This is a genomic window from Saccharopolyspora elongata, assembly GCF_004348985.1.
Lineage (GTDB): Bacteria > Actinomycetota > Actinomycetes > Mycobacteriales > Pseudonocardiaceae > Saccharopolyspora > Saccharopolyspora elongata.
In genome coordinates, this window is sequence record NZ_SMKW01000010.1 from 116,035 (window position 1) to 137,808 (window position 21,774).

General features: G+C 71.2%; 16 protein-coding genes. 3 read left to right on the plus strand and 13 right to left on the minus strand.

What is annotated here, in order from left to right; all coding sequences use genetic code 11:
• Positions 1 to 8: 8 nt before the first annotated feature.
• The gene (locus E1288_RS10620; protein ID WP_132483789.1) at positions 9 to 926 is read right to left on the minus strand and encodes an alpha/beta hydrolase; all 918 of its coding nucleotides are present in this window, start codon (positions 924 to 926) and stop codon (positions 9 to 11) included.
• Between the two features lie 271 nt (positions 927 to 1,197).
• Between E1288_RS10620 and E1288_RS10625 the strand changes: the two genes are divergently transcribed.
• Positions 1,198 to 2,466: an amidohydrolase family protein gene (locus E1288_RS10625; protein ID WP_132483791.1), complete on the plus strand. Its 1,269-nt coding sequence runs from the start codon at positions 1,198 to 1,200 to the stop codon at positions 2,464 to 2,466.
• A gap of 347 nt (positions 2,467 to 2,813) precedes the next feature.
• Positions 2,814 to 4,436 (plus strand): ATP-binding cassette domain-containing protein, encoded by a 1,623-nt coding sequence (locus tag E1288_RS10630; RefSeq protein WP_132483793.1) that lies wholly within the window; start codon positions 2,814 to 2,816, stop codon positions 4,434 to 4,436.
• 43 nt (positions 4,437 to 4,479) lie between these two features.
• Here the strand turns inward: E1288_RS10630 and E1288_RS10635 are convergent, their stop codons facing one another.
• The 6 genes from E1288_RS10635 to E1288_RS10660 form a co-directional block, all read right to left on the minus strand.
• On the minus strand, positions 4,480 to 5,955 hold the full coding sequence (locus E1288_RS10635) for an APC family permease (RefSeq protein ID WP_132483795.1): 1,476 nt from the start codon (positions 5,953 to 5,955) through the stop codon (positions 4,480 to 4,482).
• A 201-nt stretch (positions 5,956 to 6,156) separates the two neighbouring features.
• Positions 6,157 to 7,107 carry a nucleoside hydrolase gene (locus E1288_RS10640; RefSeq protein ID WP_132483797.1) on the minus strand — a complete coding sequence of 317 codons (951 nt, stop codon included), beginning with the start codon at positions 7,105 to 7,107 and terminating at the stop codon, positions 6,157 to 6,159.
• A gap of 188 nt (positions 7,108 to 7,295) precedes the next feature.
• Complete coding sequence (hutG, locus tag E1288_RS10645; RefSeq protein WP_235883471.1) at positions 7,296 to 8,246, minus strand: formimidoylglutamase; 951 nt, start codon at positions 8,244 to 8,246, stop codon at positions 7,296 to 7,298.
• Positions 8,247 to 8,594: 348 nt separating this feature from the next.
• A complete protein-coding gene (hutU, locus tag E1288_RS10650; RefSeq protein ID WP_132483801.1) occupies positions 8,595 to 10,250 on the minus strand; it encodes a urocanate hydratase in 1,656 nt (551 codons plus the stop codon).
• A gap of 112 nt (positions 10,251 to 10,362) precedes the next feature.
• Entirely contained in the window at positions 10,363 to 11,151 is a 789-nt protein-coding gene (locus E1288_RS10655; protein WP_132483803.1) for an IclR family transcriptional regulator, read from the minus strand.
• A 51-nt stretch (positions 11,152 to 11,202) separates the two neighbouring features.
• Positions 11,203 to 12,339: a CaiB/BaiF CoA transferase family protein gene (locus tag E1288_RS10660; RefSeq protein WP_132483805.1), complete on the minus strand. Its 1,137-nt coding sequence runs from the start codon at positions 12,337 to 12,339 to the stop codon at positions 11,203 to 11,205.
• Positions 12,340 to 12,561: 222 nt separating this feature from the next.
• Here E1288_RS10660 and E1288_RS10665 point away from each other — a divergent pair, with 222 nt between their 5' ends.
• A complete protein-coding gene (locus E1288_RS10665) occupies positions 12,562 to 13,701 on the plus strand; it encodes an acyl-CoA dehydrogenase family protein (protein WP_132483807.1) in 1,140 nt (379 codons plus the stop codon).
• On the opposite strand, the gene E1288_RS10670 is transcribed toward E1288_RS10665, so the two are convergent.
• The 6 genes from E1288_RS10670 to hutC all read right to left on the minus strand — a co-directional run bounded on the left by E1288_RS10670 (position 13,676) and on the right by hutC (position 21,752).
• Positions 13,676 to 15,130 (minus strand): PucR family transcriptional regulator, encoded by a 1,455-nt coding sequence (locus E1288_RS10670; RefSeq protein WP_207954288.1) that lies wholly within the window; start codon positions 15,128 to 15,130, stop codon positions 13,676 to 13,678. The genes E1288_RS10665 and E1288_RS10670 overlap by 26 nt on opposite strands.
• Positions 15,131 to 15,234: 104 nt before the next feature.
• Entirely contained in the window at positions 15,235 to 16,617 is a 1,383-nt protein-coding gene (locus E1288_RS10675; protein ID WP_132483811.1) for a purine-cytosine permease family protein, read from the minus strand.
• Between the two features lie 118 nt (positions 16,618 to 16,735).
• Positions 16,736 to 17,545: an IclR family transcriptional regulator gene (locus E1288_RS10680; protein ID WP_132483813.1), complete on the minus strand. Its 810-nt coding sequence runs from the start codon at positions 17,543 to 17,545 to the stop codon at positions 16,736 to 16,738.
• Between the two features lie 162 nt (positions 17,546 to 17,707).
• Entirely contained in the window at positions 17,708 to 19,282 is a 1,575-nt protein-coding gene (gene hutH, locus E1288_RS10685; RefSeq protein WP_132483815.1) for a histidine ammonia-lyase, read from the minus strand.
• A 105-nt stretch (positions 19,283 to 19,387) separates the two neighbouring features.
• Positions 19,388 to 20,803 carry an amino acid permease gene (locus E1288_RS10690; RefSeq protein ID WP_132483817.1) on the minus strand — a complete coding sequence of 472 codons (1,416 nt, stop codon included), beginning with the start codon at positions 20,801 to 20,803 and terminating at the stop codon, positions 19,388 to 19,390.
• A gap of 193 nt (positions 20,804 to 20,996) precedes the next feature.
• The gene (gene hutC, locus E1288_RS10695) at positions 20,997 to 21,752 is read right to left on the minus strand and encodes a histidine utilization repressor (protein WP_235883472.1); all 756 of its coding nucleotides are present in this window, start codon (positions 21,750 to 21,752) and stop codon (positions 20,997 to 20,999) included.
• Between the last annotated feature and the right edge of the window lie 22 nt (positions 21,753 to 21,774).

Sequence of the window (21,774 nt, forward strand, 5' to 3'; positions counted from 1 at the left end):
TTACAGTTCTATTCGCACCGGCTCAAACCACGGCGGAGCGCATCGAGGGTTTCGGCGATCTGACGCTGGGATACGGCCGCGCTCGCGACGACGGCCGACCGGTGGAACGTGCCGGGGAACAGGTGCAGCTCGACCGATGAGCCGCCGCGCAACAGGCCGGACGCATAGGACAAGCCCTCATCGCGCAGCGGGTCGTTCTCGTAGACCGACACGTACGCCGGCGGGAGACCGGAGAGATCATCGGCGCGAGCCGGTGCGGCGTACGGCGGGACGACCCCGCCGCAGTCCGCCAGGTAGTACCGCCAACTCAGCACCGCGTCGGACCGGTTCCACAGTGGAGTGTCGTCGAACGCCCGCATCGAGGCGGTGTCCAGCCGGTCGTCGACCTCGGGCGCGTCGAGCAACTGGAAGCACAGCGGCGGCCCGCCGCGGTCGCGGACGCGCAGCGTGAGCGCGGCGGCGAGACCGCCACCGGCGCTCATCCCGTACACCCCGATCCGCCCCGCATCGACGCCCAGCGCCACGCTTTCGGATGCGATCCAGCGCAGCACGGCCTCGCAGTCCCGCAGGGCGGCGGGGTACGGATGCTCCGGAGCCAGCCGGTAGTCGACGGCCACGACGACCGCGGGCACTTGAGCGCACAGGTCCGAGGCTTGCGCGGCGACCGTCTCCAGGCCGCCCATCACGAATCCCCCGCCGTGCAACAACAACAAGGCGGGAAGCGGGCCGGCGACATCGGGCGGCCGGCAGACCCCGACCCGCACGGAGCCGTCGGGACCGGGCACTGCGTGGTCGGTCATGACGACCTCCCCGGGCGCCGCGCCCGCGGCCAGCTGCCGCATCCGTGCGCGAGCCCCGGCGAGGTCTTGGATGTGCAGGTCGGGCAGCGCGGGCAGGGCTGCCGCGAGCTCGGGATCCAGGTGCACGTCGTCACCCCCTCGCCGACGTCACCGCATTGTGCGGCCAGAGCGGCCACCCCGGCCACTGCGGCGCCTGGGGCACCCGGCCATCCCTGCCCTCCTGGCGCTCGCGCGCGAAGTCCTCGCGACGCGGCTGCCCGAGAACGCACCCCGGTAGCTACGGGTATACCAAATGCTAATCCGATCAAGTACACGCGACTCCTTTCTTGGATGTTCCGAACCTGCGGGATGGTTTGGTATACAGAACACCCCAAGCTTGGACTTCTAGGAGCTCGTGATGTGCCTCGACCCAACCCCGCCGCCGCCCAGCAGCGTCACCCGTCGCGGGGTGCTCGCCGCAGCCGCCGTGCTGGCCGGAACCGCCGCCCTGACCACCTCTCCCCGCTCGGCCGAGGCCGCTCCGCGACCCGGCTCGAACGGCGGCGACCTGGTCATCGAGGGCGGCAGGCTGCTCGATCCGGCGACCGGTGAGGTCATCGAGGACAGCGTCGTCGTGATCCGCGACGGCATCGTCCGCGCGGCCGGTTCCCGCGACCGCGTCCAGGCACCCGCCGGCGCCCCTCGCCTGGACGCGCGCGGCAAGTGGGTCCTGCCCGGCCTCGTCGACGCGCACATCCACCTCAACACCGCGGCCGAGGCCGCCGACGCGGTCCGCAAGGGCGCGACCAGCGCGCGCAGCGGTTCCACGAACTTCTACCAGGACATCGCCGTGCGCGAGCTGGCGTGGCAGGCGCCGCAGCAGGCGCCGCACCTGAAGGCCGCGGGCGTCTTCGTCACCCCGGATCTCGGCGACACCGTCCTCGCCGACCCCGACCTCACGCCGCTGGCACGGCTCAAGGAGGGCGTCCGCTCGCCGGAGGCGCTGCGCCGCGTCGTCGAGGTGAACCTCGCCCGGGGCGCCGACGTGATCAAGACGCGGGTCAACGAGCGGGCGGGGCTGCCCGAGCAGGATCCGCAGACCCAGGTCTACTCCTACGAGCAGCTCGCCGAGGTGGTGGCCGCGGCCCGGAAGCGCGGCAAGGGCGTCCTGTGCCACAGCTACAGCGAGAAGGGCTGCCACGACGCGGTGACCGCGGGCATCCGCTCGCTGGAGCACGGCGTCTTCGTCGGCGAGCGGACCCTGCACGAAATGCGCCGCCGGGACACCTACTTCACCCCGACGCTCACCGCGATGGCCGGCCTCGCCGAGTCCGCCAATCCGGTCCTGGCCGAACGCGGACGCACCTACCTGCCCATCCTCAAGGACGCCGTCCGCGCCGCCCACGAGATGGGCGTGCCGCTCGCCGCCGGCACCGACTCCTCCGGCGGCACCGTGGACCCGATCGGCCGCGAGGTGCAGCTGATGCACGAGGCCGGCCTGCCGGCGCTCGACGCCATCCGCACCGCGACGACCTCCGCCGCCAGGCTCCTCGGCGTGGAGCGCGAAGCGGGGCGGCTCACCGCAGGCTTCCAGGGCAACGCGATCGTCGTCTCGGGCGACCCGCAGCGCGACCTGTCCGTCCTGATGTCGCCGGTGAACGTCGTCCGTTCGGGGCTGGTCGTCTAGTCCTACCGCGTGCATCGTGGCGGGCCGTGGTCGATTCCCCGGCCCGCCACGGCATTCCGGCAGCATTTCGTCTCTTGTGGACTGTTCTGGCACGTGCGCGCAGGACGGCCGCCGGTCCTTCGACATGACCCGCGAGTCGGAAATCACGGGCGAACCGCGACGTGGTCCTGCTAGAGTCGACTCGTGCGATTCCACTACTTCCTCTGAGAGCGCCGACCTCGGCGGCGGACGGCCTTCGGCCGGTCCGCGCTGAGCGCATCGGTCGTTGAACGCACTTCATTTCCGGATCCCCCATCGCCCGGCGCTGGACCGTGCCCGGTGCGCGCGGGATCCGTCTCGGAGGAATCGTGTCCACTCGCATCGTCCTACCGGCCCGCGCCCGAACCCACCTCAGCGCAGCCGAAATCCACCTCGCCCGCGGCGGTCGCGCCGTGCTCACCGGCGTCGACCTGGCGGTTTCCCCAGGTGACCGGCTCGGCGTGGTGGGCGGCAACGGCGCAGGCAAGACCACCTTGCTGCAGGTGCTCGCGGGGAACCTCGTTCCCGACAGCGGCACCGTGCACCGGGTCGGCACCTTCGGCGTCGCGGACCAGGAGATCCCGGTCGACGACGGGCGCACCGTCGGCGACCTCATCGACATCGAGCTCGCCGACGCGCGGCGAGCCCTGCAGGAGTTCGAAGCGGCGACCGCAGCGCTGGTCGAGGAGCGCCCCGGCGCCGACGAGCAGTACGCCGAAGCGCTGGCCGCCGCGGAGTCCCTGAACGCCTGGGACGCCGACCGCCGGGTCGACATCTCGCTGGCCGCACTCGGCGCCGTCGCCGACCGCGCCCGGCCGCTGGCCGCGCTGTCGGTCGGCCAGCGCTACCGAGTGCGGTTGGCCTGCCTACTCGGTGCCGAGCACGACCTGCTGCTGCTCGACGAGCCGACGAACCATCTCGACGCGGCCGGCCTCGAACACCTGACGACGCGGCTGCGGGAACACCCGGGCGGCGTCGTGCTCGTCAGCCACGACCGCGCGCTGCTCGCCGACGTCGTCACCTCGGTGCTCGACCTCGACCCGACCAGGGACGGGTGCCCGCGGACCTACGGCGGCGGGTATGCCGGCTACCAGCAGGGGAAGCGGGCCGAACGCGAGCGCTGGGAGAACGAATACCGCGCGCAGCAACGCGAACACCAGCGGCTCGCCGACGACCTCTCGGCGGCGCAGGACCGCCTGTCCACCGGGTGGCGGCCGGAGAAGGGCACCGGCAAGCACACCCGCGCCACGCGGGCACCCGCGCTCGTGCGGGCGGTCCACCGGCGGCAGGAAGACCTCGACGCCCACCGCGTGGACGTGCCCGCGCCGCCGCTGCGCTTCCAGGCACCGGAACTCGGGGACATGCCAGGGGTTCCGCTCCTGCACGCCGAGGAGGTCACCCTGCGTGGGCGGTTGGAGCAACCCCGGTCGCTGCTGCTGCGATCCGGCGATCGCCTCGTCGTCACCGGCCGCAACGGCGCCGGGAAGTCGAGCTTGCTTTCGGTGCTGGCGGGTGAGCTCCAGCCGACGTCGGGTGCCGTGGTGCGCAACGCCGCGGCGCGGGTCTCGTGGCTCGCGCAGGAATCGCCGGCTGCGGCACGGCTGACCACCGCCGGCGAGGCGTACCAGCGGGCCGTCGACGAACTCGCCGTGTCCGGGCTGATCGACGACGACGCGATCCCGTTGCCGGAGCTCGGGCTGCTGCCCGATGCGGCCGCCGGACGACCGGTCGCCGAGTTGTCGATCGGCCAGCAGCGCCGGCTGCAGCTCGCGATCGCGCTGGCCGCGCGGCCGCACGTGCTGCTGCTCGACGAGCCGACGAACCACCTGTCGATGACGCTGGTCGAAGAGCTCACGGATGCGCTGACCACGACCACAGCGGCGATCGTGGTCGCCACCCACGACAGGCAGCTGCTGCGCGACACCGCGAACTGGCCGCGGCTGCCGCTCTGACCGCCTCGCGTGGCTCCACCCCGCACCGGGGTGGAGCCGCGCCTCACCGCTTGTCCGCCGGCACGGCGTCCCCGGCCGGGGCGTTGCTGCGGCCGTAGTGGTGCGTGGTGAACATGTAGATCACGCCGATGGCGACGACGATTCCACCGGAGAGCAGCACGATGTAGTTGTCGTACCAGGCGGCCTGCGGCGTTCGCGGCCACGAGATGTTCACCATCGCGCCGATGCCGTAGGCCAGCGCCACGACGTTGACCAGGATCCCCCACCGGCCGAGGGTGAACTTGCCCGTCGGCCGCCAGCCCTTCAGCCGCGCGCGCAGGGAGGCGAGCACGACCATCTGGAACGCCAGGTAGATCCCCAGGATCGCGAACGAGACGATCTTGGTGAGCGCGTCGGTGGAGATCAGCGACCCCACCGCGATGAGCGCCGGGACCACGCCGGCCAGCAGGAGCGCGTACGGCGGCACGTGGCGGGCGTGGGAGAAGCGGCGCAGCACCTTGTAGCCGATGATCATCTCGTCGCGGGCGTAGGAGTAGGTCAGCCGCCCGGCCGCCGCCTGCAGGCTGATCGTGCAGGACAGGAACGAGATCAGCACCACGCCCATTACGGCCCGCGCGCCCGTCTCGCCGAAGGCGCTGTTGAGCACGTTGATCAGCGGATCGGGATCTTCGCCGGAGATGACCTTGCCGAAGTCGGGCACCGCCAGCAGCAGGGTCAGGCAGGCGAACGTCGCGGCAGCACCACCGATGTAGATGGTGCGCCGCATCGCCTTCGGCACGTTGCGGCCCGGGTCCGGGACTTCTTCGGCGGTGTCGCCGCACGCCTCGAAGCCGTAGTACTGGTAAAAGCCGATGATCGCGGCCGCGAGGAACACCGGCAGGTAGGAGCCGGAACCGCCGGCGCCGAAGTTGTCGAACAGCACCCCCAGGCCGTGGAAGCGGTGGGTCGTCAGCAGCCAGATGCCCACGAACAGCGCGCCCAGCAGTTCGGCGGTGAACCCGATGATCGCGGCCATCGACAGCACCTTCGTGCCGCCGTAGTTGATCAGGGTGGCCACCACGATCAGCGCGACCGTGCACAGCACATTGTTGATGACCGTCGGGTGGAAGCCGAACAGCAGGGCGATGTAGGGCCCGGCGCCGTAGGCGACGCTCGTGATCGTCACCAGCAGTGCCATCAGGTAGACCCAGCCGGACATCCACGCCCAGCGCTTTCCCCACAGCCGCCGGGCCCAGGGGTAGATCCCGCCCGCCAGCGGGTACTGCGCGACGACCTCCCCGAACACCAGGGCGACCAGGAACTGCCCGGCGCCGGCGAGCAGGAAGCTCCAGATCATCGGCGGCCCGCCGGCGGCCAGCGCGACCCCGAACAGCGTGTAGGTGCTCACCACCGGCGACAGGTAGGTGAACCCGAGGGCGAAGTTCGCCCACAGGCTCATGTCCCGGCGGAATTCCGTGGTGTAACCGAGCTCGCTCAGCCGCGCGTCGTCGCTGCCGGCTTTGCTGTCCGAAGTGGACATCGCGGCCCCCTCGGTCGGATTCGGACCGGGTCGGCCGTGGGTTCACGCTCGCGCTCGAACGGGTAGCCGAACGCCGGGCGACGCCCCGCGAACCGGTCCCGTTCGCTCACGAACCAGTCGGGCACCAGGACCAATTTCGTGAACGCGGATACCGGAAATAGTCCTCCGCCGCCCGGCGTCTAGCTAGTCGAACCTCGCAGGTCACGCACCGTTGCCGAACGCGTCGCGCAGCACCTCGCGGAAGACCTCGGCCGACGCGGCCGTGGCGACCGTGGCGGTGACCGGCGCGGTCGACCAGGGGCGGGTGTCGACGATCATCTGGCCGAGCGTCCGGTCGCCGCTGGTCTCCACGTCCACGTGGTACGAGCCCGAGGCGGTGATGACGTCCGGCCGCACCAGGTAGGCGATGCAGAGCGCATCGTGCACGGGCACGGCGGCCGTCTCCGGTTCGAGCTGCTCCTCGATGCGGTGCCGGATCAGCGCGCTCGCCGCCGTTCCCGCCGGGGTGCCGAGCGCGTGGAACTCCTCGCAGTCGGTCGCGGTCAGCGGCGCGCTGTGCGTCGCGTCCAGCGGGACCACCACGATGTCGCGGATCCCGGCGGAGAAGACCGCGCGCGCCGCCTCCGGGTCGACCCAGAAGTTGAACTCCGCCGTGGGAGTCACGTTGCCGCCGACGTGGGCCCCGCCCATGATCACCAGCTTGCGGATCTTCGCCGCCAGCCGCGGTTCGGCGATCAGCGCGAGCGCGACGTTGGTCAGCGGCCCGAGCGCGACGAGGACGACGTCGTCGTTCTCCGGCACGAGGAACGTGTCGATCAGCAGCTGGACCGCCGATCCGGGCCGGACCTCCGTCGTCGAGGGCTCGAGGTCCAGGTAGTCGATCTGGAAGTCCGGGTTGTCGGCGTTCAAGATGTGCCGCGGAACCGGGAAATCCGGGCGCACGAGCGGACGCGCGGCGCCGGCGTGCACGGGCACCTTGACCCCTATGTGGTCGAGCACCCGGAGGGTGTTCTCGGTGGTGTTCGGCAGTGCGACGTTGCCGTTGACGGTCGAGACCGCGATCAGCTCCAGCTCCGGGTGGAGCGCCGCGGCCATGATCGCGACGGCGTCGTCGGAGCCGGTGTCGCAGTCGAGCACAATCCTCGTTGTCATGGGAATTCCTTGTCATCCGGGGAACTCCCACCACCCTACCGAGACACCGCCCCGGTGCTCCGGGCCAAGCCCCGGCCGCTATTCCAGTCCACGTTGGACGGTGTCCTGCTCCTCTTCGAGCATGGTCGCGAACGCCTCGTCGGAGAGTTCGCGGGGATCCGCGGCTTCGTGCTCGGGCATTCCTCCCCCTACTGGTGAGTGCGTTGCGCGGTGACGATCCGGTGGACCAGGCGGGCCGCGGTCCGGGCGGTGCGGTTGTCGATGTCGAGCCCGGGATTGAGCTCCGCGACGTCGCAGAGCGCCAGCTTGCCGCTGGCCGCCACCCGCTCGCACACGTACTGGATCGTCTCCAGCGGGACGCCGTAGGCCGCCGGGGCGCTCACGCCGGGCGCCACCGCCGCGGGCAGCACGTCGAGGTCGATCGTCAGGTAGACCACGTCGCAGCCGGTCAGGAACCGGTCCACGAACTCGTCCACCGCGGCCAGGTTCGCCGGGCCGCAGTGGTCGTCGAGCAGGTAGTCCACGCCCAGCTCGTCGGCGGTGTCGAACAGGGCTTTGGTGTTGCTCGGCTGGCTGATGCCCAGCACCGCGTAGTGCAGGTGCTCGCCGCGCTGCCGCTCCCGGTCGGCCATCTGCCGGAACGGCGTGCCGGAGCTCGGTGTTTCGTCGGCGCGGAGGTCAAAGTGCGCGTCGAGGTTGAGCACGCCGAGCTTCGCGCCGGAGCGCACCCGCGCCGATTCCGCGATGCCGAGGTAGCTGCCGTAGGCGATCTCGTGGCCGCCGCCGAAGACGACGACGAACCGGCCGTCGTCGAGCAGGTCCGTCACGGCCCGGCCGAGACGTTCCTGCCCTGCTTCCATTGCACCGTCGGTGACCTCGACGTCGCCCGCGTCCGCGGCTGCCACCGGCGCGGCCAGCGCCATCGAGGCCAGCGCCTCGCGGATGGCGCGCGGGCCGTCCGCCGCCCCCTGGCGGCCCTTGTTGCGGCGGACGCCTTCATCGCTGCGGAACCCGAGGAACGCGACGTCAGCCGCTCCCCCGGCGCCGACGACGTGGTGCCACCTGAGGTGTTCGGGCCCCGGTCCGTCGTCGCGGCCGCTCCAGCGCTGCGGCGCGCGGTTCACCGCCTCAACAATCACTTTCCCACTCCTGTAAGTCCAATGTGTACCAGGGGTCGCACTCAGCGAAGCCGCAGGCTGGCGTCGGGCAAGCGGCGCAACCGCTTCCGGTGGCAGTCCGCCACCGCGAGGCACAAGGCAGCACTTCGAAAGCCGTCGCATGCGGCGTAGCCGCTTAGCCCACGCACGCAACCGGCACCGCCGCGGGTTCACGGTGCCCACCCCTGTCGGGGTTCTCCCAGCGAGGACAGCCCCGACGCCGCGTATTGGACATACACAAGTCGGGGATCCCACAGCCGAGGCGGCCGCAGCAACTCCCGCAGGGGGCCGCTACCCGCACCGCCACGCAAAACGAGCCCGGAGACCCTCTTAGAGCATCGGGATCCGCACGCCGCGCTCCTTGGCGACGTCGGTCGCGTGCTGGTAGCCGGCGTCGACGTGGCGCAGCACGCCCATGCCCGGGTCGTTGGTGAGCACCCGGGCCAGCTTCTCGGCGGCCAGCTCGGTGCCATCGGCGATGCAGACCTGCCCGGCGTGGATCGAGCGCCCCATGCCGACCCCACCGCCGTGGTGGATCGACACCCACGACGCGCCCGAGGAGGTGTTGACCAGTGCGTTCAGCAGCGGCCAGTCGGCGATCGCGTCGGAGCCGTCCAGCATCGACTCGGTCTCCCGGTAGGGCGAGGCGACCGAACCGGAGTCGAGGTGGTCGCGGCCGATGGCGACCGGGGCGGACAGCTCGCCGGAGGCGACCATCTCGTTGAACTTCAGGCCCGCACGGTGCCGTTCGCCGTAGCCCAGCCAGCAGATCCGGGCGGGCAGGCCCTCGAAGGCGACCCGCTCGCCGGCCATCGTCAGCCACCGGTGCAGGTGCTCGTTCTCCGGGAACAGCTCCATGATCGCCTTGTCGGTGGCCGCGATGTCCGCGGGGTCACCGGACAGCGCCGCCCACCGGAACGGGCCGAGGCCCTCCTCGAACAGCGGCCGGATGTGCGCGGGCACGAACCCCGGGAACGCGAAGGCCCGGTCGTAGCCGGCCTTGCGGGCCTCGTCCCGGATGGAGTTGCCGTAGTCGAAGACCTCGATGCCCTTGTCCAGGAAGCCCACCATCGCCTCGACCTGGGCGGCCATCGACTTGCGGGACCGCTCGGTGAAGGCCGCCGGGTCCTGCTCCGCCAGCGCGGCCCACTCGTCGAGCTCGACGCCCGCGGGCAGGTAGGAAAGCGGGTCGTGCGCGGAGGTCTGGTCGGTGACGATGTCGATCGGCGCGTCCATCTCCAGCAGCTTCGGGAACACCTCGGCGGCGTTGCCCACCAGCCCGATCGACAGCGGCTTGCGCTGGTCCCGGGCCTCCACCGCGAGCCGCAGCGCGTCGTCGACGTCGGCGGCGCGGACGTCGAGGTAGCGGTGGGCGATGCGGCGCTCGATGCGCGCGGGGTCGCACTCCACGCAGATCGCCACGCCCTCGTTCATGGTCACCGCCAGCGGCTGCGCGCCGCCCATGCCGCCGAGCCCGGCGGTCAGCGTGATGGTGCCGGCGAGGGTGCCGCCGAAGCGCTTGCGGGCGACCGCGCCGAAGGTCTCGTAGGTGCCCTGCAGGATGCCCTGGCTGCCGATGTAGATCCACGACCCGGCGGTCATCTGGCCGTACATCGTCAGGCCCAGCGAGTCGAGGCGGCGGAACTCCTCCCAGTTCGCCCAGTCGCCCACCAGGTTGGAGTTGGCGATCAGCACCCTGGGTGCCCACTCGTGGGTGCGCAGCACGCCGACCGGCTTGCCGGACTGCACCAGCAGCGTCTCGTCCTTCTCGAGGGTCTTGAGGGTCTCGGTGATCGCGTCGAAGGCCGCCCAGCTCCGCGCCGCCTTGCCGGTGCCGCCGTAGACGACCAGGTCGTCGGGGCGTTCGGCGACCTCGGGGTCGAGGTTGTTCATCAGCATCCGCAGGGCGCCTTCCTGCTGCCAGCCGCGGCAGTTCAGGTCGGTGCCGCGCGGGGCGCGGACGGTGCGGGCGTCTTCGTTGCTCATGTGCTGCTCCAGGTTCGAGCCGTTGTCGTTGGTCCCATCAGACCCCGCACCGCGCCCGGCCGACAGCACGAAGCCGGGTCTTTCTCGGATCCGAGACACCTGCTTCCGGCGCTCAGGCGACCGGGCGCGGGTCACGGCCGGAGATGGCCGCCGTCAGCCCGGCGGCGCCGCCGCGCATCGCCTCGCCGACCACGGCCGGTTCGTGGCGCTCGTGGAACCGGCTCCACGTGGTGCTCAACGCCGCCACCGGCCGTCCACTGTGGTCGAACACCGCGGCGCCCACGGAGCGCATGCCGGGCGCGACCAGCTCCACCTCCTCCGACCAGCCGCGCTCCCGGTCGACCGCCAGCCCCTCCCCCAGCTCCGCCAGGGTCCGGGGGCCGCGGCCGGTGCGGGTGATGAAGTCGCTGCGGTGCGGGAACAGGGCGCGGATCTGCGCTTCGGTGCTGCCGGCGAGGATCGCGCGGCCGTTGGCGGTCAGGTGCGCGGGCAGCCGCACCCCGACGTCGGTGATCAGCGAGACGTCGGCGCCGGAGGTCGGCTGCTCCTTCAGCAGGTACACCGTTTCCGCGCCGTGCAGGATGCCGAGGTGCACGGTCTGCCCGAGGCTGCGGGCCAGCCGGCGCAGGATCGGCGCGGCCCGCCGCTCCAGCGGCTCGTGCCGGAGGTAGGCGGAGCCGATCTCGAACGACACCACCCCGAGCCCGTAGGCCTGCTCCGCCGCCAGGTACACCACGAATCCCTTGTCCACCAGGACGGAAAGGATGTGGTACAGCGACGAGCGGGGGATGCCGAGATCCCGGGCGAGGCTCGCCGCGCGCACCGGCCCGGGTCCTTCGGCGAGCCGGACGAGGACGTCCAGCGCCCGCCCGACGGCCGGTGACGCGCTCGACTCGGCCACCTCATCCACCTCCCGCGACGGGATGATTCTCGCGGATGCCGCCGGAACGCTTCAACGCAGCCATTCGCGGCGGACGTCCTCCGCGTGCTCGCCGAGCCGCGGGGTGCGCGGGCTCGGCCGCTCGTCCGCGTCGCCGAACCGCACGGGTTGCTTGAGGTAGCGCAGAGCGCCGAGTTCGGGGTGTTCCAGGTCGGCCACGAGGCCCCGGCCCCGCACCTGTTCGCTGCCGACGGCCTCGGCGAGGTCCCAGATGGGCCCGGCCGGTACCCCAGCGCGTTCGGCGGCGGCCACCACTTCCGAGACCGAGCGGCGTTGCGTCCACGCCTCGATGATGCCGCGCAGCAGCTCGCGGTTCTCGGTCCGGGCGGTGTCGGCGGCGAAGCGCTCGTGGGTGGCGAGCGCCGGTTTGCCCAGCATCTGGGCGAGACGGGCGAAAACGCTGTCGCTGGCCACCGCGATCGCCACCGGTCCGTCGGCGGCCTGGAAGGTGTCGAAGGGCGCGGAAACCGGGTGGCGGTTGCCGGTGCGCCCCGGCAGCCTGCCGGTGGCGGTGAGCAGGCTCATCGCCGTCACCTGCATGGCGACCAGCGAATCGAGCATCGCCACGTCGAGGTGCCTGCCGCGCCCGGTGCGTTCGCGGGCGAACAGCGCGGCGCAAATCCCCCATGCGGCGAACATCCCGGCGCACAGGTCGCCGAGCGACTCGCCGGTCCTGGTGGGCGGGCCCGCGGGCTGGCCGGTGGCGGCCATCAGCCCGGACATCGCCTGCACCACCAGGTCGTAGGCGGGCAGGTGGGACAGCGGGCCGTCCTGGCCGAAACCGGAGATGCTCGCGTAGACCAGCCCCGGGGAGTCGGCGGACAGGGTTGCGTAGTCGACGCCGAGCTTGGCGGCCACGCCGGGCCGGAAGTTCTCCACGACCACGTCCGCGCGCGCGGCCAGGGAACGGAAGAGCGCGTGGTCGTCGGCGTCCTTGAGGTCCAGCGCGAGACTGCGCTTGCCCCGGTTGAGCTGGGCGAAGTAGACGCTTTCGCCATCGACGAAGGGGCCGAGGTGCCGGGCGTCGTCCCCGTGCACCGGTTCGACCTTGACCACGTCGGCCCCGAGGTCGGCCAGCATCGCCGTGCAGTACGGCCCGGCCAGCACCCGGCTCAGGTCCAGCACGCGCACCCCGTCGAGAAGTCCCATCACACCCTCACCACGAAGGAAGTTGCGCTCGCGAGCGATCTCGCTGCTCGGACCGGAGTTCTCACCCGCGAGCCTTTGTCCGGGCCCAACGCTAGGAAGGACGCGACGCGGCGGACGACGTGCAGGCGCACCAAAGGTCGACGGCTTTTCGGGCAGAAGGCCATATGCCCCCGGCCCCCGGCCGTTCGGTAATGGCCCGGAAGACCGGAGGAGGAGATTCCCATGACGCCTTTCCTGCTGCCCGCCGAACACGAGGAGTTCCGGGCGAGCGTGCGCGCGATGGCCCAGGACAAGATCGCGCCGCGGGCCGCCGAAATCGACGAGCGCGGCGAGTTCCCGCACGACATCTACGACGCACTGGTCGCGGCCGGGCTGCACGCGGTCGGGATTCCCGAGCAGTACGGCGGCGACGGCGCGGACGCCACGGCGGCGGCCATCGCGGTGGAAGAGGTCGCGCGCGCGTGCGCGTCGTCGTCGACGATCCTGACGTCGAACAAGCTCGGCGTGACACCGCTGCTGCTGTTCGGCACCGAGGAGCAGAAGCGGCGCTACCTGCCGTTGGTCGCGTCCGGCGAGGCGTTGATGGCCTATGCGGTCAGCGAGCGCGAAGCGGGGAGCGACATCGGCGCCATGCGGTGCCGGGCGGTCCGCGACGGCGACGGATACCGGCTGGACGGGGTGAAGACGTGGATCACCTCGGCCGGTGTCGCAGGGCTGCTCGTGGTGTTCGCGGTGACCGATCCGGAGGCCGGTTCGCGCGGGATCTCGGCGTTCGTGGTGCACGCCGAGGATCCGGGCATCAGCTACGGCCCGCCGGAGAAGAAGATGGGGCTGCGCGGCTCCGTGACCCGCGAGGTGTTCTTCGACGGCTGCCGCATCCCGGCCGACCGGATGCTCGGCGAACCGGGCAGGGGCATGCGAATCGCGTTGTCCACATTGGATCGCACGCGGGTGTCGATCGGGGCGCAGGCCGTCGGGATCGGACAGGCCGCGCTGGACGCGGCGGTCGGCTACGTGCGGGAGCGGGAGCAGTTCGGCCGCCCCATCGGGGACTTCCAGGGCGTGCAGTTCATGCTCGCCGACATGGGCATGCGGGTGACCGCGGCCCGCCAGCTGGTCTACGCGGCCGCAGCACGCGCCGATGGGGCACCCGACCTGACGTTCTTCGGCGCCGCCGCCAAGTGCTTCGCCTCCGACACCGCCATGCGCGTGGCCACCGATGCGGTGCAGTTGTTCGGCGGTTACGGCTACACCCGCGACTTCCCGGTCGAACGGTTGATGCGCGACGCCAAGATCACCCAGATCTACGAGGGCACCAACGAGATCCAGCGGGTCGTCATGGCTCGCCGTCTCCTCGGCTGAGCGCGGCCACGGCGAACCACAGCTCGATCCGGTCGGTCAGGCGCGCGAGGTCGCGCCCGGTGAGCTGCTCGATCAACCGCAGCCGGTAGCGCAGGCTGTTGCGGTGCACGGTCAGCGCCGACGCGGTCACCGACGGCGAGCAGTCGTGATCCAGGTACGCGCGCAGGGTCGTCAGCAGTTCGCCGTCGTGCTCGGCGTCGTAGCGCAGCAGCCGCGCCAATGTGGTCTCGGCGAGTTCCTTCAGGGGCAGGTCGACGCCGGCGGCCAGCAGACCGGTCACGCTCAGGGGCCCGGCCGAATGCACCCCGGGCCCCTGGGCGCCGGCCTGGCGGGCTTCGGCGTACCCGATGCGCAGCCCGGGAACGCCAGGCCTGGCGGTGCTGACGCCGACGCCGACCTGCGGGTCCAGCACCGCCAACCGGTCGCGGAGTTCCGCGGCGATGCGCTCGACATCCGCGGTAGCGGGCACGATCAGCACGGCGGTGTTGTCGATGACCGCGGTCGGCTGGTGGTCGTCGCGGCGTTCCGCCAGCTGCCCCACCGCCCACGGCAGGCGGCGGAGCCGGTCGGCAGGCCCGGCGACCACGGCCAGAACGACGTGGTTGGGTTCGCCGATCGGCACGTGGGCGCGGGCCAGCCGGGCCCGCCCTTCCCGGTCGGAGATCACGTGTTCCAGCACGTCCTCGACGACCTGCCCGAGCAGCTCGCGCCGCCCGGTCAGCACCGCCTGGTGCCGCGCGATCTCCAGGCCGAGGATGTTCGCGGCGAACGACAGCACGCTCTCGAAATGCGCGGGGATGTCGGCGCAGACCTGGGCCACCGGCACCTGGTCGATCGCGACCGGCCGACGCACCGCCGAATCGGGCAGGGCGGCGCGCTGGGGGAATCTCGCCAGCACCACGCCGTCCATGCCCACCACCGCGACCGGCGTCCTGCCGAGGTGCACGTAAAGCCTGCTGAGCAAGCCGTTCAGGCCGTTGCCTGCGAGCAATGCGCGAACCAGCTCGTCCTGCACGGCGACGTTGGCGCGCACCGCGTCGTACTGCTCGGCGAAGATGCGGTCGGCCACCCAGTGGCTGACCTGGATGAACGGCACTTCGCGCGGTGATTCGACCAGCGCGAGCCCGCACTGCTCGGCGGCGCGCACCACGACATCGGGGACAGTGCGGTGCACCAGCCCGGTGCCGAAGCACAGCGCCGCGATCGGCAACCGCGCCAAGCGGTCGACCAACTCCCACCACTGCTCGTCGGTGCGCTCGTACAGGCCCGTGGTCAGCACGAGCTCGTCGCCGCGCAGGAACGGGACCGGGTCGGGCAGCTCCGTGGTCGAAACCCAGCTGATGGGCCGGACCGCGGTGCCGCAGTGGCTGGTTTTCGGCACCAGCCGCAGGGAACGCACTTCGACGAGATCGGCCACGCTTACCGGCATCATCGCATTCTTCCCGCGTTGAACGACATCCCGTCCGGCAGGGGTGGGTGTTCCGCGCCGCTGAGCCGCGCGGAACACCCACGACAGGGCAGTACCACTGCTCGTCAGGACGCTGCCGGAGCGGCTTCCCGGATCCGGTTGCGCATCGCCGCCCAGTAGATCAACCCCGGCACGACCAGGCCGAGCAGCCAGGCGATGTCCGCGCCACCGAGCAGCGGCACCATGAACCCGGTGAAGACCTTGTCCACATTGGAGAACGGGATCTGCACGACGATGCCGAAGACGTAGGCCACCAACGCGGGAACGCACCAGCGACCGTAGGCCCCGTCGGGGTCGTACATCGCGTCCAGGTCGTACTTCTCCTTGCGCAGGAAGTAGAAGTCGACCAGGTTGATCGCGCTCCACGGCGTGAGGAAGTACAGCAGGAAGTGCAGGAACAGCACGAAGTTCGACAGGAAGTCACCGCGTCCCAGCACGGCCAGCACCCCGCCGAGGATCCCGACGAGCGCGATGTAGCCGATCCGGGTCGCCGGGGAGAGCGCGGCCCTGCGGGTGAAGGCGGTCATCGTGGTGGCCACCGTCATGTAGCCGCCGTAGATGTTGAGCACGTTGATGGTGAACTTGCCGAGCGCGACGGCCAACAACAGCGGCAGCACCAGCGCCTCGCCGCCCAACCCCACCACGTAGGTGACCTCGTGGCCCTTGAAGTCCTTGCCCGCGACCGCGTAGGCCAGGGCGCCGAAGGACATCGCCCAGGTCGCGCCGAGCACCGTGCCGCCGTAGGTCCACCAGAACGTCGCCCGGATCGAGGTCGTCGCCGGCAGGTAGCGTGAGGTGTCCGCGACGTACGGGCCGAAGGTCAGCTGCCAGGACGCCGTCAGCGACAGGGCGAGCAGGAACGCCGGCACGTCCAGGTGGGCATTCGCCAGCACCGGCCCGAGGTCGTGCGTGGAGACCAGCCGGAACGTCAGGTACACGAACACCACGACCGACACCAGCGAAGCCAGCCAGCCGAAGCGGTGGATCAGCTTGTACCCGATGATGGCGATCAGCGCCGACATCGCCGCGTAGAGCACGATGCTGACATCGACCGGCAGGCTCGTGATCGCGGAGACCGCCTGGCCGCCCAGCACGTTGCCGCTCGCGAAGTAGCCGAGGTACATCAGCACCACGAGGATCAGCGGCAGCACCGCGCCGAACACGCCGAACTGCGCCCGGCTCTGGATCATCTGCGGAATGCCCAGCTTCGGCCCCTGCGCCGCGTGCAGCGCCATCGGCACGCCCCCGATGACGTTGCCCAGCGCGATGGCCACGAGGGCCCACACCGGGTGCAGCCCCACCAGCACGGTCAGCGCGCCTGTGACGGCCGAGGTGATCTGCATGTTGCTGGCGAACCACAAGGTGAACAGGCTGCGCGGACTCCCGTGCCGCTCGCTGTCCGGAATCGGTTCGATCGATCTGCGCTCGACCTGCAACGGTCCTGCCATGCGCCCTCCTCGCGCCGCGGAATTCGGTTCGTTCCATTAGTCGCCGCGCGGATGTCGAGGGCAATGCCCGGCTCGGGTCAGCTGTCCGGAATCGCAGACACCGGGCTCGGGGGACGATTCAGTTCGTCCTGGGCACGCCGCCGAGCCGCTGGGTGAGGGCGTTGGCGGTCTGCATGACGTGCCGGGCCAGCTGCGGCCAGGACTCGGGAGGCCGGACCTGGCGGCGGAACGGCACCGCGACGGCCGCCACCGGATGCGCGTTGTGGTCGAAGGCGGCTGCGGCCACGCACGCCACGTCCTGGGTGATCAGCCCGTCTTCCACCGACCAGCCCTGCTTGCGCTCCGCGGCCAGCAGGGACCGCAGTTCCGGCAGGCTGCGGGGGCCGAGGCCGGTGCGGTTGACGAACGAGTCGGGGCCGGGGAAGAGCGCGCGCACCTGCGCGTCGGGCAGGTGCGCCAGCAGCGCGCGGCCGGAAGCGGTGAGCTCGGCCGGCATCCGCACGCCCACGTCGGTCACCAGCGTGGTCGGGTGCTCGGGCTGCACTTTGAGCAGGTACAGCAGTTCCGGTCCGTGCAGGATCCCGAGGTGCGCGGTGTCGCCGACCGCGCGCACCAGGTGAGCCAGCAACGGGCCAGCCAGGTGCTCCAGCGGACCATGCCGCAGGTATGCCGAGCCCAGTTCGAAGACGCCGACCCCGAGCCCGTAGCGGTGCTGTTCGGGCAGGTGCACGACCAGCCCCTCGTCCACCAACACGGACAGCAGGTGGTACATGGAGCTGCGCGGCACTCCCAGCGAACGGGCCAGCGCAGCGGCGGGCAGCGGGTCGGGGCTGGCCGAAAGACGTCGCAGCACCGCGATGGCCTGCCGAACCGACGGCACCTTGTCCTTGGTGCGCCCGGCCGCACCGGTCACCGCGTCCTGAACCATGCGTCCTCGATGTCACTCGGTCTGGTATCCGAGACAGTAACCGGCTCGTGAGCAACGGCAGCACCGGCACCGATGCGAACGTTCCGGCCCGGGCGGGGAAAGGCGTAGCCCTCCCCCCGCCCAGATCGGCGCCCGGCCCGGAAACCCGGGCCGGGATGGGCGTCAGTCGAGCGCGCCGATGACCTCTTCGACGGCGTCGACCAGTGCGCCGGACCGGCACAGCTCGACGGCGGCCTCCATCTCCGGCGCCAGGTGCCGGTCGGCGCCGGGACCGGCGACGTGCTGCCGGATGCGGTCGCGCACGGCTCCGGTGGCGGGCGACGGGCTCAGCGGCTGCCGCATGTCCATGGCGCGCGCCGCGGTGAGCGCTTCGATCGCCAGGACGCGGGTGAGGCCGTCGACGGCGCGGCGGAGCTTGCGGGCCGCGGACCAGCCCATCGAGACGTGGTCCTCCTGCATGGCCGAGGACGGGATCGAGTCGACGCTGGCCGGGACGGCGAGGCGCTTGAGCTCGGAGACGATCGCGGCCTGGGTGTACTGGGCGATCATGTGGCCGCTGTCGACGCCGGGGTCGTCCGCGAGGAACGGCGTCAGGCCGTGGTTGCGGGCGGGGTCCAGGAACCGGTCGGTCCGGCGCTCGCTGATGCTGGCCAGGTCCGCGGCGACGATGGCGAGGAAGTCCAGCACGTAGGCGACGGGGGCGCCGTGGAAGTTGCCGTTGGACTCCACGCGGCCGTCGGGGGTGACCACGGGGTTGTCCACGGCGCTGGCGAGCTCGACCGCCGCGACCGACTCGGCGTGGGCGAGGGTGTCGCGGACGCCGCCGGCGACCTGCGGCGCGCAGCGCAGCGAGTAGGCGTCCTGCACGCGGTTGCAGTCGGGGCCGGCGTGGCTGGCCACGATGCCCGAGCCGGCGAGCACGCGCCGCATGTTGGACGCGGCGGCGGCCTGGCCTGGATGCGGGCGCAGTTCCTGCAGGTCGGCGGCGAAGACGCGGTCCGTGCCGAGCTGGGCCTCCACGCTCATGGCGGCGGTGATGTCGGCCAGCTTCGCCAGCTTGCGCAGGTCGTGGCAGGCCAGCACGAGCATGCCGAGCATGCCGTCGGTGCCGTTGATCAGCGCGAGCCCTTCCTTCTCGGCGAGCTCGACCGGGGCGATCCCGGCGGCGGCGAGGGCTTCCGCGGCGGGCAGCGAGCGGCCGTCGGCGTCCCGCACGGTGCCTTCGCCCATGAGGGCGAGCGCGGCGTGCGCGAGCGGCGCGAGGTCGCCGGAGCAGCCCAGGCTGCCGTACTCGTGGACCACCGGCGTGATCCCGGCCGACAGCATCGCGGCGTAGGCGTCGGCGATCTCGGGGCGGACGCCGGTGCGGCCGGTGGCCAGGGTGGACAGGCGCAGCAGCATCAGCCCGCGGACGACCTCCCGCTCGACCTCCGGGCCGCTTCCGGCGGCGTGCGAGCGGACGAGGCTCTTCTGCAGCTGGCGGCGCAGTTCCACCGGGATGTGGCGGGTCGCGAGCGCGCCGAACCCGGTGGAGATCCCGTAGACCGGCTTCGGTTCTTCGGCGAGGCGCTCGATCCGGCCGCGGGTGTCCGCGAGGGCCTGGCGGGCCTCCTCGGAGAGCTCGACCCGCGCGCCGCCGCGGGCGACGCGGACGACGTCGGCGGGGCTGACGGGGCCGACTCCCACGACCACCGGCTGGGCGGTGGTGTCCGCGCTGGCTTCGGTACTGCTGAGCATGCTCAATGTTCTTCTTCCTCGTGAGTTGGGGCGTCGCGCTCGCTTCATCCGGCTGGTGGCGCCAGATGAAGCATAGGGTTGTCTATACAGCTGCGTGTCCGGCGGTCAGCCGGTACCGGCCTCGGACGCGGCGAGCCGGTCGTCGGCGGAGCTCCCGCCGGCGGCCTTGCGGCGGCCGACGCCGAGCTTGTAGAAGATCGTGAGGACGGCGAGCCACACGGCACCGACGATGAGCGCCACGCGGGTGTCCGCGGAGAACGCCAGCAGCACGAAGACGAAGACCAGGAAGGCGATCGCCGCGATCTGCGCGTACGGCCACAGCGGCGACGGGAACTTGAGCGCCGACGCCTCGGCCGGGCTCATCTTCCGGCGGGCCTGGAAGTGCGCCAGCATGATCATCAGCCACACCCAGACCGTGGCGAAGGTCGCGATGGAGGCGATGATCGTGAAGATGTCCTCCGGGACGACGTAGTTGAGCACCACGCCGATCAGCAGCGCGCCGGTCATGATGACCACGGTCATCCAGGGCACGCCGTTGCGCGAGACCCGGCCCATGATCGCCGGCGCCTGACCGCGCTCGACCATGCCGAACAGCATGCGGCCCGCGCCGAAGATGTCGCTGTTGATCGCCGACAGCGCTGCGGTGATCACCACGACGTTGAGGACGGTCGCCGCCGAGGTCAGCCCGAGGCCCTCGAAGATCTGCACGAACGGGCTGCCCGAGGAGCTGATCGACTGCCACGGGGTGATCGACATGATGACGCCGATAGTCAGCACGTAGAACAGCAGCACGCGCACCGGAACGCTGTTCACCGCGCGCGGGATGGTCTTGTGCGGCTCCTCGGCCTCCCCCGCGGTGACGCCGATGATCTCGGTGCCGCCGAAGGCGAACATGACCACGGCGAAGGACATCAGGAAGCCCTCGATGCCGTTGGGGAAGAACCCGCCGTGCGACCACAGGTTGCTCACGCCGGTCTCCGCGTGGGCGCCGCTGAAGCCGAAGGCGAGGACGGCGATGCCGCCGAGGATCATCGCGACGATCGCCGCGATCTTGATCACGGAGAACCAGAATTCGAGCTCGCCGAAGACCTTGACGCTCAGCAGGTTCACCGCGCCGATGACGAACAGCGTGGCCAGCACCCAGATCCACCGCGGCACGTCGGGGAACCAGAATCCCATGTAGACGGCCAGCGCGGTGACGTCGGCGATGCAGACGATGATCATCTCGAAGGTGTAGGTCCAGCCGGTCAGGAAGCCCGGCAGGCGCCCCAGGTGCCGACTGGCGTACTCGCCGAAGGAGCCGGGCACCGGGTCGGCCACGGCCATCTCACCGAGCGCCCGCAGCACCACGAAGACCACGGCACCGCCGATCAGGTAGGCCAGCAGCACCGACGGGCCGGCCTGGCTGATCGCTTCGGAAGAGCCGTAGAAGAGACCGGTGCCGATGGCCGAGCCGAGGGCGATGAAGCGGATGTGCCGTGCCGTGAGGCCACGGGTCAGTGCAGCCGCGCCTTTTCTCACCTTTTCCTCCCTGCGGGAACCACGTTGTCCCCTCCGTTGCAACCGGAACCGCCGGCTGTGCTGCCGGGCACAATCCGAGGCGGTGCGATATGTATAGTGCTGTATATACAGCTCGTCAAGAGATCGGCCCGAAATCCGGGCGGGGCGCGCGGAGAAACCGGACAAACGCTGGCGAACAGGGACGATCCGAGGGTCAGGTCGCGTCGAAGGTGCCTTCGAGCCGGTATCGCGAACCGGGGTGCAGCAGCCGGGCGGTGCTCACGAGCCGCCCCTCCGACCAGGTGCGCCGGTGGATCAGCAGGCACGGCTCGGCTTCCGCGATGCCCAGCAGCGCGCAGTCCTCGGCGGTGCCCAGCACGGCCTCGACGACGTGTTCGCCCTTGCCCAGCGGCGCGATCCGCGACAGGTAGCTGTTCGGCGTCTGCGTGGCGAAGTCCTGGTCGAGGTAGTCCGGGGCGAGCTCGGGATTGACGTGGCGGTCCTCGAGCTGGATCGCGATCTCGTCCTCGAAGTGCACAACGAGCGAGTGGAACACCGGCCGCCCCTCGGTGATCCCGAACAGGCGGTGCATCCGCAGGTCGGCGGGTTCCTCCCGCAGCAGCACCACGTCGGTCCGGTGCCGGTGCCCGCGCCGCTGGACCTCGTCGGCGATGTTGCGCACCTCGTACAGCGCGGAGCTGCTCTTGCGCTCGGCGACGAAGGTCCCCACGCCGGCGAGCCGGACGATCAGCCCCTCCGAGCTCAGCTCGCGCAGCGCCCGGTTGATGGTCATCCGCGACAGCCCCAGCGCGTTCACCAGCTGGCTCTCCGACGGCAGCAGCTCGCCCTCGGGCCACCGCCCGGAGCCGACCTGCTCGATGATCACGTCCTTGAGACGGCGGTAGGCGGGCGCGGACTCGCGGCGGCTCTCGCGGAACAGCACGGCCACGTCCAACGCATCAATGGCCACCGGCACCGCCCACCTCGGAGAT

Bases quoted from the DNA above. Each gene is read 5' to 3' on its own strand.
- hutU (WP_132483801.1), bottom strand. From the start codon at position 10,250: ATGAGCAACGAAGACGCCCGCACCGTCCGCGCCCCGCGCGGCACCGAC.
- hutH (WP_132483815.1), bottom strand. From the start codon at position 19,282: ATGCTCAGCAGTACCGAAGCCAGCGCGGACACCACCGCCCAGCCGGTG.
- E1288_RS10625 (WP_132483791.1), top strand. From the start codon at position 1,198: ATGTGCCTCGACCCAACCCCGCCGCCGCCCAGCAGCGTCACCCGTCGC.
- E1288_RS10665 (WP_132483807.1), top strand. From the start codon at position 12,562: ATGACGCCTTTCCTGCTGCCCGCCGAACACGAGGAGTTCCGGGCGAGC.
- E1288_RS10670 (WP_207954288.1), bottom strand. From the start codon at position 15,130: ATGCCGGTAAGCGTGGCCGATCTCGTCGAAGTGCGTTCCCTGCGGCTG.
- E1288_RS10660 (WP_132483805.1), bottom strand. From the start codon at position 12,339: ATGGGACTTCTCGACGGGGTGCGCGTGCTGGACCTGAGCCGGGTGCTG.
- E1288_RS10635 (WP_132483795.1), bottom strand. From the start codon at position 5,955: ATGTCCACTTCGGACAGCAAAGCCGGCAGCGACGACGCGCGGCTGAGC.
- E1288_RS10675 (WP_132483811.1), bottom strand. From the start codon at position 16,617: ATGGCAGGACCGTTGCAGGTCGAGCGCAGATCGATCGAACCGATTCCG.
- E1288_RS10680 (WP_132483813.1), bottom strand. From the start codon at position 17,545: ATGGTTCAGGACGCGGTGACCGGTGCGGCCGGGCGCACCAAGGACAAG.
- E1288_RS10640 (WP_132483797.1), bottom strand. From the start codon at position 7,107: ATGACAACGAGGATTGTGCTCGACTGCGACACCGGCTCCGACGACGCC.